The organism is Nocardia mangyaensis (assembly GCF_001886715.1).
Classification (GTDB): Bacteria; Actinomycetota; Actinomycetes; order Mycobacteriales; family Mycobacteriaceae; genus Nocardia; species Nocardia mangyaensis.
In genome coordinates this window covers 6531618-6545344 of the sequence record NZ_CP018082.1, presented here as the reverse complement: position 1 = coordinate 6545344, position 13727 = coordinate 6531618, and the positions used below count along the sequence as shown (strand labels likewise).

Annotated in this window: 14 protein-coding genes; 9 read left to right on the top strand and 5 right to left on the bottom strand. The window is 69.2% G+C overall.

Going from position 1 to position 13727, the window contains the following annotated elements; translation table 11 throughout:
- Positions 1-223: 223 nt before the first annotated feature.
- Positions 224-700, bottom strand: a complete 477-nt coding sequence (locus tag BOX37_RS29555) for a DoxX family protein (RefSeq protein WP_071931982.1) — start codon at positions 698-700, stop codon at positions 224-226.
- 73 nt (positions 701-773) lie between these two features.
- Here BOX37_RS29555 and BOX37_RS29550 point away from each other — a divergent pair, with 73 nt between their 5' ends.
- A complete protein-coding gene (locus BOX37_RS29550; protein WP_071930479.1) occupies positions 774-1238 on the top strand; it encodes a MarR family winged helix-turn-helix transcriptional regulator in 465 nt (154 codons plus the stop codon).
- Positions 1239-1257: 19 nt separating this feature from the next.
- Here BOX37_RS29550 and BOX37_RS29545 read toward each other — a convergent pair whose 3' ends face one another.
- Positions 1258-1875, bottom strand: a complete 618-nt coding sequence (locus BOX37_RS29545) for a TetR/AcrR family transcriptional regulator (protein WP_071930478.1) — start codon at positions 1873-1875, stop codon at positions 1258-1260.
- Entirely contained in the window at positions 1875-2231 is a 357-nt protein-coding gene (locus BOX37_RS29540) for an SPW repeat domain-containing protein (protein WP_071930477.1), read from the bottom strand. The genes BOX37_RS29545 and BOX37_RS29540 overlap by 1 nt, the downstream gene beginning before the upstream one ends.
- A 192-nt stretch (positions 2232-2423) precedes the next feature.
- Here BOX37_RS29540 and BOX37_RS29535 point away from each other — a divergent pair, with 192 nt between their 5' ends.
- The 3 genes from BOX37_RS29535 (at position 2424) to BOX37_RS29525 (ending at position 5306) form a co-directional block, all read left to right on the top strand.
- Positions 2424-3623: an NAD(P)/FAD-dependent oxidoreductase gene (locus BOX37_RS29535; RefSeq protein ID WP_071930476.1), complete on the top strand. Its 1200-nt coding sequence runs from the start codon at positions 2424-2426 to the stop codon at positions 3621-3623.
- A gap of 33 nt (positions 3624-3656) precedes the next feature.
- Positions 3657-4421: a glutamate racemase gene (locus tag BOX37_RS29530; protein WP_071930475.1), complete on the top strand. Its 765-nt coding sequence runs from the start codon at positions 3657-3659 to the stop codon at positions 4419-4421.
- A 144-nt stretch (positions 4422-4565) separates the two neighbouring features.
- A complete protein-coding gene (locus BOX37_RS29525; RefSeq protein WP_071930474.1) occupies positions 4566-5306 on the top strand; it encodes a DNA alkylation repair protein in 741 nt (246 codons plus the stop codon).
- 40 nt (positions 5307-5346) lie between these two features.
- Here the strand turns inward: BOX37_RS29525 and BOX37_RS29520 are convergent, their stop codons facing one another.
- On the bottom strand, positions 5347-6402 hold the full coding sequence (locus BOX37_RS29520; protein WP_071930473.1) for a ferredoxin--NADP reductase: 1056 nt from the start codon (positions 6400-6402) through the stop codon (positions 5347-5349).
- 37 nt (positions 6403-6439) lie between these two features.
- Complete coding sequence (gene mftR2 / locus BOX37_RS29515) at positions 6440-7078, bottom strand: mycofactocin system transcriptional regulator MftR2 (RefSeq protein ID WP_071930472.1); 639 nt, start codon at positions 7076-7078, stop codon at positions 6440-6442.
- Positions 7079-7432: 354 nt separating this feature from the next.
- Between mftR2 and mftA the strand changes: the two genes are divergently transcribed.
- The 5 genes from mftA (at position 7433) to BOX37_RS29490 (ending at position 13690) form a co-directional block, all read left to right on the top strand.
- Positions 7433-7537 carry a mycofactocin precursor MftA gene (gene mftA / locus BOX37_RS29510; protein ID WP_156910620.1) on the top strand — a complete coding sequence of 35 codons (105 nt, stop codon included), beginning with the start codon at positions 7433-7435 and terminating at the stop codon, positions 7535-7537.
- 2 nt (positions 7538-7539) lie between these two features.
- A complete protein-coding gene (gene mftC / locus BOX37_RS29505; RefSeq protein ID WP_084760368.1) occupies positions 7540-9033 on the top strand; it encodes a mycofactocin radical SAM maturase in 1494 nt (497 codons plus the stop codon).
- 141 nt (positions 9034-9174) lie between these two features.
- Positions 9175-10572 carry a mycofactocin biosynthesis glycosyltransferase MftF gene (gene mftF / locus BOX37_RS29500; protein WP_071930470.1) on the top strand — a complete coding sequence of 466 codons (1398 nt, stop codon included), beginning with the start codon at positions 9175-9177 and terminating at the stop codon, positions 10570-10572.
- Positions 10573-10582: 10 nt separating this feature from the next.
- Positions 10583-12220 (top strand): GMC family oxidoreductase N-terminal domain-containing protein, encoded by a 1638-nt coding sequence (locus BOX37_RS35630; protein WP_071930469.1) that lies wholly within the window; start codon positions 10583-10585, stop codon positions 12218-12220.
- 105 nt (positions 12221-12325) lie between these two features.
- Positions 12326-13690, top strand: coding sequence for a GAF domain-containing protein (locus BOX37_RS29490; RefSeq protein WP_071930468.1), 1365 nt, complete (start codon positions 12326-12328; stop codon positions 13688-13690).
- The last annotated feature ends 37 nt before the right edge of the window (positions 13691-13727 follow it).

Sequence of the window (13727 nt, the reverse complement as noted above, 5' to 3'; positions counted from 1 at the left end):
ATCATCGCGGTGAGGTCGTCGTCGAAATACAGCTGGCCGGTGTGGATCTCGCGGCCGCCGACGTGGACCTTCAAGTGGATGTGAGCGGTGCGCTCGGCTTGTTCTCGCTGAGGTCGCGGCGGATGGGGCGGGGATGTGCTCGGGCGGTCGGTTCCGCACCCCGCGTTCACCAGTCCCAGCCCGAGTGCGGTCAGCACGGTCCGGCGATTCGGGGCACCTGGGTTCATGCCGGATCGTCGCGGCGGGTCGGGGTGGACCAGCGGGTCGCGATCAGCCCGTCGACACCGAACCGCCCCGCGCCCTGTACGGCGAGTACCAGACAGGCGGCGGCGAGGACGAGCACCAGTTCGATGCCGCCGTTCTCGACGAAGATGCCATGCGGCGCGTGGATGAACGCGATCGCGCCGACCATGACCACGGCCAGTGCCAGGGCGGCCGGGCGGGTGAGCGCGCCGAGGGCGAGCAGCGGGCCGCCGATGAGTTCGGCGAGCACGGTGAACGGGCCGGCCAGCTCCGGGAGCGGAATCCCCGACTCGCGCTGCAGGTCGATGGTCCCCGAGACGCCGAGGTTCTGGAAGGTGTCCCAGCCGTGGGCGAAGAAGATCACGCCCAGGGTCAGGCGCAGCAGCAGGAGTGTGCCGTCCACGAGTGGGCGGGGAGCGGGGCCGGTCAACAGTGCGAGGCTCGATCGATCAGTCATGCGCATTCCTTTGTAGTTGCCTGATGCAATAGTAGCGATATGCAACAGTTTTGGCGACCGGTATGGTCGCCTGATGTCAGTCCACCGGCAGCGCCCGCCATCCCTGCTCGCCCAGCCGTCGTATCTGGCCTCGCAGGTGTCGAAGTTCGGGCGGCAGCAGCTGGAGATCGCCCTGGCCGAACGGGGCCTCCGGCTGGGCCACCAGGCCGTGCTCAGCGCGCTGGACGACTTCGGCCCCCTGTCGCAGCAGCAACTGGCCGACGCACTCGACCTCGACAAGAGCCATCTGGTCGGCCACATCGACGAGCTACAGCGCCTCGGTCTGGTGACCAGGGCTCAGGACCCGGCCGACCGTCGCCGCAACAAGATCGCACTCACCGCCGCAGGCGAGGCCGCCACGCGCGAACTGCACCCCGTGGCGATGGCATCGCAGCGCGGCTTCCTCGATGCCCTCTCCGCCCCAGAGCAGCAGACCCTGACCGAGCTCCTGCGCCGCGTCCTCGCCGCCAACGACGCCGCCCGCTGGAGCGAGGCGTGATCGCGTGGGGCGGGCGCGCTCAGCCGAGTTGGGTCATCCCCGCCGCGACGACCTGAGCGACGTTCGTCAGGTCCTCGACGGTGGGGACCGGAAGGCCGTCCAGAGCGCGCAGGCGGTCGGCGCCGGCGATGGCGAACATGGCCGAGACCCAGGCGGCGGCGCAGGCGCGCAGGGTGCCGGGGCGGACCGGGGTGGGGGTGCTGGCCTGGAGGACGTGGGCGGTGACGTCGAGGAGTTGGTCGCGCAGTTGGCGCAGGCGGCGGCGGACGTCGGGATGGGTGTCGGCTTCGCGCCACATGATCACGCGCAGCACCGAGGAGTGGTGATCGCGCAGGTTGAGCGCGGTGTCGAGGTTGATCAAACTGGTGGCCGGGTCGCCGAGGGCGACGACGGCACCGATGTCGTCGATGGGATGGTCGGGCAGTCGTTCACGTAGGAGCGCGGACAGGATCGCGTTCTTGGTCGGGAAGTAGTAGAAGACCAGCCCCTTGGGCACACCGGCGGCCGCCGCCAGGGCGGCGGTCGGAGTCGCGTCGAACCCCCGTGCGGCGAACAGGGATTCGGCGGCATCCAGGATGAGTTGCCGGGCGTCGCCATCGCGTTTCGCGTTGCGGCGCCCGACGCGTCGGCCCGGCATCAGTGATGGGGAGCCATATTGTGCAGGCGTTGCGACATCGCGGGCAGCGCGGCCACCGCCACGACCGCGGTCACCACCCCGACCACCCAGGCGGTCCAGGCCGCGCCACGGAACGCGGTGAAGTCCATGGCCCACGGCGAGATGAACAGCAGCACGCCGAACAGGCCCATCGCGTAGTCGGCGCTGGCCATGCTCGCCCGTGCCATCTGGACCAGCCCGGTCGCGGCGATGAGTACGCCGAGCACGATGAGCGTCCAGCGGGCGTTGCTGTTGGTGTTGAGCCACAGGGGCGAGAGTGCGGTGAACGCACCGAGCACGACGGCGAGAAAATCTTGTGCGCGGCTGTCGTTGAACATGGGAGCTGCCTCCTCGTTGAGACCGAAATTGAGACAAAATGCCTCTGACCTCGGTTTACTCCTGATTGACCGCCCGGTCGATACCGGTATCGGCACGGTTGGGTTGCGACGTGGGTGTCACAGGTGTCCTCGCACACTGGTACAAACATCTGGGGGCCGTAGTGGCCCGCGACACAGCAGAAGGACACATCTATGAGCGCGCCCATCGTGATCGTCGGAGCGGGTCTGGCAGGCCTGCGTACGGCGGAGGAACTGCGCCGGGCCGGGTACGAAGGTGGGGTGCTGCTGCTCGGCGACGAGACGCGCCCGCCCTACGATCGCCCCCCGCTGTCGAAGCAGTTCGTACGCGGCGAGACCGACGACACCACGCTGCGCCCGCCGGAGTTCTTCGCGGACAAGAACATCGAGCTGCGCCTCGGAACGGCCGTCACCGGCGTCGACATCGCCGCGCGCACGATCACCCTCGCCGACGGCAGCACGATCGCCTACGCCCAGCTGATCATCGCAACCGGCCTGCGCCCCCGCCGACTGCCCGGATTGCCCGCCGCGGGCGGTGTGCACGTCCTGCGGGCGCACGAGGACGCCGAAACCCTGCGCGCCGAACTCGACGGCGCGACGCGGGCGCTGATCATCGGTGCCGGTTTCATCGGCTGCGAACTCGCCGCCAGTTTCCGTGCCGCCGGAGTCGAGGTCAGCCTCATCGAACCGCAGCCGACCCCGCTGGCCTCGGTGCTCGGTGAGCGGATCGGCGCGCTGGTGGCCAGAATGCACCGTGAGGAAGGGGTCGACCTGCGCTGCGGCACCGGCGTCGACACCCTGCGTGCCGATGAGTCGGGCCGGGTGCGCGGCGCGCTGCTCACCGACGGCACCGAACTCGCCGCGGACCTGGTCGTCATCGGCGTCGGCTCGGTCCCCGTCACCGACTGGCTCGCCGATTCCGGCATCGAGCTGGCCGAACCGTCCGCGGGCGGCGGTGTGCTCGCCGACGAGGTCGGCCGCACCTCCGCCGACGCCGTCTGGGCCGTCGGCGACGTGGCCGCCTGGCAGCACGACACGGGCGTGCGCAAGCGGGTCGAGCACTGGACCAGTGCGGGCGAACAGGCCAAACTCCTGGTCACCGCCCTCCTCGGCGGCCCGGCCCCCACCGCCGCCCGCGTCCCGTACTTCTGGAGCGACCAGTACGACGTGAAGATCCAGGCTCTCGGCACCCCCGCCGCCACCGACGATGTCACCATCGTCACCGACGACGGCCGCAAGTTCCTCGCCTACTACTCCCGCGACGGCGTCCTCACCGCCGTCCTCGGCGCCGGCCTCACTTCCCAGGTCATGAAACTGCGCGCCAAACTCGCCACCCCCACCCCGCTCGCCGACCTCCTCACGCCCACCTCGTAAGGCCCGAATGCGCCGCTGTAATACGGTGGACCGGTGATCGTCGCGCTCATCGATTCCGGCCTTGGCCTGTTGCCTACGGCTGCTTGGTTGCGCAAACTGCGGCCTGATGTGGATCTGTTGCTGCTGCTGGACCCCGAGGGCGCGCCGTGGGGGCCGAAGGCGGAGGAGTGGGTGGTCGAACGGGTGCTCGGGACGGCGCGGCAGGCGCTCGAGCTGGGGGCCGAGGTGATCGTGTTGCCGTGCAATACGGCGAGTGTGACGGCGCTGGATCATGTGCGGGCGGCGGTGGGGGAGTCGGTGCCGGTGATCGGGACGGTGCCCGCGATCAAGCCGGCGGCGGCGCAGTGCCGGTCGGTGGCGGTGTGGGCGACCGCGGCGACGACGGCCAGCCGGTACCAGGCCGATCTGATCGCCCGGTTCGGCGGGGCGGCGAAGGTCGTCGGGGTCGCCTGTCACGGGCTGGCCGACGCGATCGACCGGGGCGATCTGCCCGCCATCGGTGAGTCCATCGCCGACGCCGCGGCGCGCACCCCCGCCGATGTCGAGGGCGTGGTGCTCGGCTGCACGCACTATCCGCTGGTCATCGATGCCATCGTGGCCGCACTGCCCGACGGGGTGCGCCTGTTCGACAGCGCCCAGGCCGTGGCCGCCCAGACCATCCGCAAAATGGACGAACTCGGCCGCCCCACGACGGGCAACGGCAATGTCACGGTCCGCACCAGCGGGCGGACCGGCGAATTGCCCGCCAGCGCGGCGACATTCGAATCCGGCCGACTGCTCGGAGCGCTGCCGGGCTGATCGCGTCGGCTCCTCCTGGCCACGCGCGGGGTGTGCTCGCCGCGCGGGGGTTCCGTCGCCGGGTGACCGAGCTGTGGCCGATGGCTGAATTGTCGGTCCCTCGGGGTTGAATGCGGTGGAACCCGTCGACTCCGGAGGTGCGCAGTGTCCGAGCTCCCCACCGCCACGCAGGTGCGCGAGGCCCTCGCCGAACTGGCGAATCCCGAGGACGCGCGGAACCTGCAGCGCTTCTTCAAGACCGCTCCCGGCGAATACGGCGAAGGCGACGTCTTCCTCGGCGTCCGCGTCCCCGCCAGTCGACAAGTGGCGAAGCGGTTCGCCACCCTGCCGCTCGAACAGATCGACGAACTCCTCGACAGCCCCGTCCACGAGGAACGCCTCACGGCCCTGTTCGTCCTGAACCTCCGCTTCGCCGCCGCGTCCAAACCGCGCACCCGGGACGACAGCGCCCGCGCGGAGATGGTCGCGCTCTACCTCGCGGCCGTCCGCCGGGGCAGGGTGAACAACTGGGACCTGGTCGACGCCTCCGCCGAACACATCATCGGCCCCTGGCTCCTCGACAAGGACCGCGCCCTGCTGTTCCAGCTCGCCCAGCGCGATTCCCTGTGGGAGCGCCGGGTGGCCCTGCTGTCCACCTTCGCCTTCATCAAGGCCGGCGAGGCGAGCACCACGCTGGAACTCGCCGAAATACTGCTCGCCGACCGCCGCGACCTCATCCAGAAGGCCCTCGGCTGGATGCTGCGCGAGGTCGGCAAACGGGTCGACCGAGCGGTGCTCACCGGCTTCCTCGACACCCATGCACCCGAGATGGGCCGTACCGCATTGAGTTACGCGACCGAACACCTCGCTCCACAACAGCGCGCCGCCTATCGCGCGCTGCGCTGAACCGGGTCGGCGACCGGCGGCGAGCCGCCGTGGTTCCGGCTCAGAACTGGATCTTCAGCCGATCGGTGACCGGCCGCGCCTGGCATCCCAGGATGTATCCGTTCTCGATGTCCTCGGGATCGAGGATCTCGGCGTTGTCCATCTCCACCTTGCCCTCGAGCACCGTGCAGGCACACGACCCGCACTCGCCCTCCTGGCAGGAGTAGGGCACGTCGAGCCCCTTGCTCAGCATGATGTCGACCAGCGTCTGCTTGCGCGGCCACGACAGCTCGTGCACCTGCCCGTCGAGTTCGACCTCGACGGTCGCGGCATCGGCCGCCTCGTCCTCGCTCAGCTCGGCGGGCGTGTGGTCGGCGAACGGATCGCCGGCGAGGGAGTTGAACACCTCGGCGTGGGTGCGGGCGCGCGGCACCTCGAGGGCGGCCAGCGCGTCGTGCACCAGGTCCATGAACGGCTTGGGCCCGCACATGAACGCCTCGTAGGCGGTGTAGGGCGCGACCAGCCCGGCCAGCATGTCGGCGGTCGGCAGCCCCAGCAGCGGTTCCAGCCAGTGGATGACGGTGAGTCGTTGCGGATGCTTGCCGACGAGTTCGCGCAGCTCCTCGGCGAAGATCACCGAGCCCGCGTCGCGGTTGGCGTAGATCAGCACCACCTTGCCGGAACCCTCCGACAGCGCCGACTTCAGGATCGACATGACCGGGGTGATGCCGCTACCCGCACCGAACAGCAGCAGATCCTCGTCGAGATTCTTGGGGGTGAACACACCCGACGGTGGCAGCACCTCGAGCTCGTCGCCCGCGGAGATGTTGTCGCACAGCCAGTTCGAGCCGTAGCCGCCCTCGGTGCGCTTGACGGTCACCTTGGGCAGGTCATCGGTGAACGGCGAGCTGGCCAGCGAGTAGCAGCGGGCGACCGAGCCGGTCTGTTCGCTGGGGATGCGTACGGTCAGGAATTGACCTGGCTGGTAGCGGAAACGTTCGCGGAGTTCGGCGGGCACCTCGAAGACCACGGAGTGGGTATCGGCCGTCTCGGCGATCACTGCGGCCACCCGCAGCACCACCGAGCGCGAACCGTGCGGAACCTCGACTGTGGTCATGTCGTCCTCTCGAACAAAACTAGAACGTGTTTCAGTTTCATGCTAGGTCGGGACGCGCCTGCAGGGCAAGCTGTGCCTCCAGACCGGCGACCAACACCTCCATCCCGAAGTCGTAGGAGTACTTGCCGCGCAGGTCGGACATGTACTTGGTGGCGCGGGCCACGGCCTCGGGTAACAGCACGTCAGCGGGGGCGGAACGGTCGCGCGGATTCACCCGGCTGCGGCCGAACAGGTAGGTGTGGATGGTCGCGTAAGCGGCCAGTACGTTGCGGTCGCTGAAGCCCGCGTCGAACAGGATCTCCATCACCGCGTCGATCAGGTCGAGCTGCTTGCCGAGCATCTGCTCGAGCAGGATGTCGCCCAGGCCGGGATGCCTGCGCAGTTTATCGTCTATCTGATCGATCAGATCGCGCAGGCGCACCTGCCACGGCCCGGAATCGTGTGAGGGCTTGCGCACGCCGAGCAGCGCCGCGCTGGCCACCAGATCGAGCAGTTCGCGCTTGTCGGCCACGTAGTAGTACGGCGCCATCGGTGAGACGCCGAGCTCGCGCGAGAGCCTGCGCATCGACAGCTTCTCCACGCCGTCCTCGCGCACGACGCGCAGCGCCGCCTCGACGATCTCCGACTCCGACAGCGTTGAATTCGCGCCACTCCCTGCCCCTCCGTGGTTACGCACGCTGCCTCCTCCGGGGCTGACGCTCGTGACACGGCGTTGAATTCGCGCCACTCCCTGCCCCTCCGTGGTTACGCACGCTGCCTCCTCCGGGGCTGACGCTCGTGACACGGCGTTGAATTCGCGCCAATCCCTACCCCACCGTGGTTACGCAAGCTTTTGCCTCACCTCTACTGACACCGGGCCGCAGCGCGATCCCGTTCCCGTCCTGCTCCCGGCAGTCTAGAGGGGCGCAGATCACCCGGGGGCGGCTGTGCGAATCGGTGGTCGGCGGACAGCGAGATTTTCGATTTCGCTCCTTTATGGCAGTGACTGACGTTAAGGTTCGAGGTGACCGGCAACACAATGGAGGTAGTCATGTCAGAGAACGCGACGCGTGCGACCGTCGAAACCGACGAGGACCTGGTCACCGAGACGCTGATCGAAGAGGTCAGCATCGACGGCATGTGCGGCGTGTACTGATCATGGAGGCAGGCGTGCTCGACCTCGACACCCGCTGGGCGCTGCATCCGCGCGTCTCGCTGCGGCCGGAATCCTTCGGTGCGCTGCTGTACCACTTCGGCACCCGCAAGCTCTCGTTCCTCAAGAGCCGCGATCTGGTCGAGGTGGTCCAGTCACTGCCCGCGCACCCCTCGGTGCGGGAGGCGCTGCGTGCCACCGGGGTCGGCGGCTCCGACGTGCACATCAAAGCGCTCACCCAGCTCGCCGACACCGACATGATCGTGCCCGCACCGGGCCCGGTCACTCCGGTGGCGGCACCGAGCATGCCTGCCCCCACCGGCGCCCCGCAGGGCGGCCGGCTGATCGACCGTTTCGAATCGGGTCTGGCGGCACCGATCTGCCTGACCTGGGAGCTCACCTACGCGTGCAACCTGTCGTGCGTGCACTGCCTGTCCTCCTCGGGACGGCGTGACCCCGACGAGCTGAGCACCGAGCAGTGCAAGGCGCTGATCGACGAGTTCGAGCGCATGCAGATCTTCTACGTCAACATCGGCGGCGGCGAACCCACCGTGCGCCCGGACTTCTGGGAGCTGGTCGACTACGCCACCGCCCACCACGTGGGAGTGAAGTTCTCCACCAACGGCGTTCGGATCAACGAGCAGGTCGCCGCGCGGCTGGCCGCCAGCGACTACGTCGACGTGCAGATCTCCCTCGACGGCGCCGACGCCGCGGTCAACGACGCGGTGCGCGGTCCCGGCTCCTACGACACCGCCATCAAGGCACTGTCGAACCTGGCCGCCGCCGGTTTCAAGGACGCGAAGCTCTCGGTGGTCGCCACCCGCCACAACATCAGCCAGCTCGACGAATTCAAGGCCATCGCCGACCGTTACGGCGCCACCCTGCGCCTGACCCGGTTGCGTCCCTCGGGCCGCGGCGCCGACGTGTGGGACGAACTGCACCCGCTGCCCGAACAGCAGCGCGAGCTCTACGACTGGCTGGTCCGCAACGGCGACGGCGTACTCACCGGCGACTCCTTCTTCCACCTGTCCGCCTTCGGCTCGGCCCTGCCCGGTCTGAACATGTGCGGCGCGGGCCGGGTGGTCTGCCTGGTCGACCCGGTCGGCGATGTCTACGCCTGCCCGTTCGCCATCCACGACCGGTTCAAGGCTGGAAACATCGTCACCGAGGGCGGTTTCGACGCGGTGTGGACCAACTCCGCACTGTTCGCCGAACTGCGCGAGCCGGTCGACGGCGGCGCCTGCACCAAGTGCGCGCACTACGACGCGTGCCGCGGCGGCTGCATGGCGGCCAAGTTCTTCACCGGCCTGCCCGCCAACGGACCCGATCCGGAATGCGTGCAGGGCTATGGCGAAGCGGCGCTGTCCCTGCCGGGGCGCACCATTCCACGACCCGCGGTCGACCATTCGCGGCCGGTGCGGACCCGTGGTCGGGTGTCGCTGCCGCTGACCGTCAAGCGCCCGCCTGCCAAGGCGTGCAACGAGAGTCCACTCGGCTGAGGCGAGACCGGTTGCCAGGAGTGCGCTGCCGATCTTGTTCATGGGGCTGGCTATCGGTCACGGCGGCATTTCGGGCGGACTTTCCTCCTTTTTTGTGGGGTGATGATGTCTGGAAGGCCAACTGCGCATAGCATGCGAGGAATGCGCCATGATCGTCTGCCCGACGGCTTCGGGGTACGGATCGATCCACGGGTACGCGCATTTTCCGGGGGTCGGATCCTGATCGGTGGATCCCCCGCGCGGATGCTGCGTCTGGCCCCTGAGGCCGCCGAGTTGATCGGCGACGGGTACCTGGAGGTGACCGATACCAAGTCCGCGATCGTCGCCCGCCGCCTGCTCGATTCCGGTGTGGCGAACCCGCGTCCGCGACTGCTGCCCTCTCTCGACGACATCACCATCGTCATTCCGCTCTACAACAACGCCGACGGGTTGTTGCGGCTACTCGCCACCCTGCGCGGTCACCCTGTGATCGTCGTCGACGACGGTTCTGACGAGCCGGTGCGCATCCCGCCGCGCCAGGGCCGCTGCCAGGTGACGGTGCTGCGCCACGAGCGCCCGCTCGGCCCCGCCGCTGCCCGGAATGCCGGATTGCGGGCGGCGACAACGGGCTTCGTCGCGTTCCTCGACTCCGATGTGGTGCCGCGCAGCGGGTGGCTCGAGGTGATGCTCGGACACTTCAGCGATCCACAGGTCGCGCTGGTCGCCCCGCGAATCGTCGCGCTGGACAAGGAGTCCAACGCGCTGGCTCGCTACGAGCACACCCGCTCCTCGCTCGACCTGGGCAGGCGGGAGTCGGCGGTGCACGCGGGCGGGGTCGTGTCGTATGTGCCGAGCGCGGCGCTGCTGGCGCGCCGGGCCGCGCTGCTCGGCGAGGGCGGCTTCGACGAATCGATGCAGGTGGCCGAGGACGTCGACCTGTGCTGGCGGCTGGAGCGGGCGGGCTGGCGGCTGCGCTACGAGCCGGCCGCGCACGTCGCCCACGATCACCGGGTCGGCTTCCGCGCCTGGTTCGGGCGACGGATGTTCTACGGCACCGGCGCCGCGCCGCTGGGTAAGCGGCACGCGGGCATGGTCTCGCCGCTGTCGGTGCCCACCTGGACGGTGCTGGCCACCTTGCTGTTCGCGACGCTGTCCAAGTGGGGGCTGCTCGGCGGACTGGTCACCCTCGGCACCGCCCTGATCCGGCTGCGGCGCGTGTTCGCCGAACTGGACAACCCGACCCGGATCGCGGCGGTCTATCTGGCCCGCGGCTTCTTCGCCGGACTGTGGCGGCTGGCCTCGGCGATGTGCCGGGACTATTGGCCGGTGACGCTGCTGGCGGTGCTGCTGTCGAGCCGGATCAGGAAGATCGCCGTCACCATGGCGCTCGCCGACGGGCTGGCCGACTGGTTCACCCATCGCGACTCCGGTGGCCTCGATCCGGTGCGGTACGTGGCCTACAAGCGCATCGACGATGTGGCCTACGGCAGTGGCCTGTGGCTCGGTGTCATCCGGGCGCGCAGTTTCGAGGCGCTCAAGCCGCACGTCCCGCCCAGCTGAGTCCGGCTGCGTGACGAGCACTCTGATCGTCGGCGCGGGGTCGGCGGGCTGCGTGCTCGCCGCCCGGCTCAGCGCCGATCCGGCCCACGCTGTGCGAGTGCTCGAGGCCGGTCCGGTCTGGGCGTCACTGGCCGACCTGCCCGCCGAACTCCTCGACCCCGCCCACCTCCCGGTCGGCCCGGAATCCCCCGTGGTGTGGCGGTACCCGGGAAACCTGGTGCGCGGCAAAATGATCGGCGGCTCCGGCGCTGTCAACGGAAGCTATTTCGTCCGCCCACCGGCAACGGACTTCGCGGCGTGGAGCGCTGCGGCCCGTAGCTCCCGGTGGTCGTTCGACGCGGTCCTGCCGACTTTCCGCGCACTCGAACACGATCTCGACTTCGGCACCGCTCCCGGCCACGGCGACCGCGGCCCCATCCCGGTGCTGCGTACCGCGCACCCCACTCCGTTCAGTGCTGAGTTCGCCAGAGCCTGCGCGGCGGCGGGGTTCGGGGAGCGAGCCGACCTCAACGCGCTGCGGGAACCCACACCATGGACCAGGGCCTGGTCGCCGGCGCCCGACACCGCGAGTTCGGTCGACCCCACCGCAGCCCCCGACACCGACTCCGCTCCGATCGCCGACGCCGCGGCAGGCACCGGTTCGGCGGCCTCGACCAGTGACCACGAGCGGCGGTGCACCGTCCGGGCGGATTCGGCCGTCGGTCCTCCGCCATCGAATGCCGATCGGGCAGCGGCGGAATTCGGCGGAAGGCCCATGGCCGCGTGCTCCGAGGCGGGGTTCGGCCGAGTTCCCCTGGCGATGTCGGCGGGGCGGCGGGCCGGACCTGCGGTCACTCATCTGTATCCGGCTCTCGATCGGCCCAATCTGACAGTCATCGGATCGACGATGGCGACGCGGCTGCTCCTGCGCGGAAACCGAGTCGTCGGTGTGGAGTGGGTACGGGGCCGGGCGCGCGGACAGGCGTACGCCGATCGGGTGGTGTTGTGCGCGGGGGCGGTGGAGTCGGCGGCACTGCTGATCCGTTCCGGGATCGGGCCCGAATCGCAGCTTCGCTCGCTCGGCGTACCGGTCGTCCTGCCCGCCCCGGTGGGGCTCTGGTGCACCGATCACCCGGAGATCGGCCTCGAGTTCCCGGGGCCGACTCCCGCCGCGGCGGGAGTCGCGCTCGAATACGTCCTCGAGGTCGACGACCTCGAGCTTCGTCCGTACACCCCGATGTTCACGCCGGGTCTTCGCCGACTGGGCGTTGCGCTGATGCGTCCCGAGTCGACCGGCGAACTGCTCCTGGTCTCCGCCGATCCGACTGTCCCCCCGCACATCGAACAGGGCTACCTGCGCGCTGCCGAGGACCGTGCCAGGTTGCGCACCGGAGTCGAGTTGGCAGCCGAACTGGTGGGCCTGCGGGTCGGCCAGGTCGAGGATCCCTGGTTGCGCACGCACCTGGGCACTTCCCAGCATCTCTCGGGCACCTGCCGAATGGGCCCGGCCGAGGACGAGCGCGCCGTCGTCGACGAGCTCGGCGCGGTGCACGGCATCGACGCGCTGACGGTCGCCGATCTGTCCATCGTGCCGGTCCCGCTGGGCCGTGGTCCGCAGGCCACCGTGGTGATGCAGGCCTCGGCCATAGCCGAATCCATGGCGGTGTGACGAAGTGACGGCTGATACCACGATGTGACCTGCCGGACAAACCCACACTTCTGGCGATTGGGCCGATAACTCACCGGTACAGTTTGTATCGGGAAAGAAAGGCAAATGGTCAGCAATCTTGCAGGTGGGCGGCCCCCACGGCAGGCAGCGGAGGCGGGCGCACAGCTCGGAGCTCTGGAAGCCTATGCCGCACAGGCCCATGGATTTCTCAGTGCCGGTGGTGAACAGCTGACCCAGCTGGCCGGCCTGCTGCGTCCGCTCGTCCTCGAATCCTGGTTGCGCAGTGTGCGCGGCGGAGTCGATCCGATGGACGTGCTCGACGGTCGGGGTCTGCGTGGTGCCGACCTGGCGCGCTATCGCGATGCCCATCCCATCGCCGCCCTCATGCCGCTCATCGACAAACTGCTGGTCCAGGACGCGGCGCACGCCGGATTGATCGTGACCGTGGCCGATCAATTCGGCCGGGTGCTCTCCGTGCACGGTCATCCCGACCAGGTCGCGGCCGTCGCCGAGATCGGTGTGCGCGAGGGCGACGATCTCAGTGAACGCCGCGTCGGCACCAATGCTGTCGGTCTCGTCGTGCGTACCGGCCGCGCGACCTGGATCCACGGACCCGAACACTTCCTGCATCGCATGCACCAGATCACCGGCGCCGCGGCCCCCGTGCACGAGCCGGATGGGCGCCTGATCGGTGTTCTGATGATTGCGGGCGGGATGCGGGTGGCCAAGCCCGAGATCCTCGCTCTGGTCAAGGCCGCGGCGACCGCTGCCGAAATGGACCTGGTGCTGCGGGCGATGCGCGCCGGTCGCGGCGACGTGACCGCGGTTCCCACGCACCAGCCCGAACCCGAGCGCGCCCTGCTGGGTCTCGAGGTCCTCGGACTCGGCCAGCCGCAATTGAGTACGGCGGGGGAGCGGGTGCCGCTCTCGCAGCGGCACGCCGAGATCCTGTTGTTGCTCACCGAGCATCCCGAAGGGCTCGGCGCCGATCACCTGGCGCTGCTGCTCGACGACACGGATCTGGACAACGGCACGATCCGCGCGGCGATGTCGCGCTTACGGTCGGTGATCGGCGCCTCCGTCGTCGGATCACGCCCATACCGTCTGCGCGTGCATGTCGCAACCGATGTGGAGGCGTTACGGGCGGCACTCGACTCCGGTGATATCGAAACCGCATTGCGGTTCTACGCCGGTCCGGTGCTGCCGCGCTCCTCCGCGCCCGGCATCTGCGACATCCGCGACGAGTTGCGGGTGCGGTTGCGCACCGCGGTGCTCGCTTCCGGCGATCCCGGCGTGCTGCGCCGCTGGACCGCGGGGGCCGACGGCCGTGACGATGCCGCGGCCTGGGCCGCCTACCGGGCGACAGTCGACCGTGACTCGCCGCTGTATGCGCAGATCGAGGCCAAGATCCGGGTCCTCGACCGGCGCCTCGGCGCCGATGCAACGCAGATGCAACGTTTCGGCTCATAGTCTCGGCTTCGAACAGTGTGCTAGATCACAAAGTTGG

Coding starts and splice junctions, on each gene's coding strand:
- BOX37_RS29545 (WP_071930478.1), bottom strand. CDS start 1,875: ATGCCGGGCCGACGCGTCGGGCGCCGCAACGCGAAACGCGATGGCGAC.
- mftC (WP_084760368.1), top strand. CDS start 7,540: ATGGAGGCAGGCGTGCTCGACCTCGACACCCGCTGGGCGCTGCATCCG.
- BOX37_RS29490 (WP_071930468.1), top strand. CDS start 12,326: ATGGTCAGCAATCTTGCAGGTGGGCGGCCCCCACGGCAGGCAGCGGAG.
- BOX37_RS29535 (WP_071930476.1), top strand. CDS start 2,424: ATGAGCGCGCCCATCGTGATCGTCGGAGCGGGTCTGGCAGGCCTGCGT.
- BOX37_RS29520 (WP_071930473.1), bottom strand. CDS start 6,402: ATGACCACAGTCGAGGTTCCGCACGGTTCGCGCTCGGTGGTGCTGCGG.
- BOX37_RS29555 (WP_071931982.1), bottom strand. CDS start 700: ATGACTGATCGATCGAGCCTCGCACTGTTGACCGGCCCCGCTCCCCGC.
- BOX37_RS29550 (WP_071930479.1), top strand. CDS start 774: ATGTCAGTCCACCGGCAGCGCCCGCCATCCCTGCTCGCCCAGCCGTCG.
- BOX37_RS29540 (WP_071930477.1), bottom strand. CDS start 2,231: ATGTTCAACGACAGCCGCGCACAAGATTTTCTCGCCGTCGTGCTCGGT.
- mftF (WP_071930470.1), top strand. CDS start 9,175: ATGCGCCATGATCGTCTGCCCGACGGCTTCGGGGTACGGATCGATCCA.
- mftA (WP_156910620.1), top strand. CDS start 7,433: ATGTCAGAGAACGCGACGCGTGCGACCGTCGAAACCGACGAGGACCTG.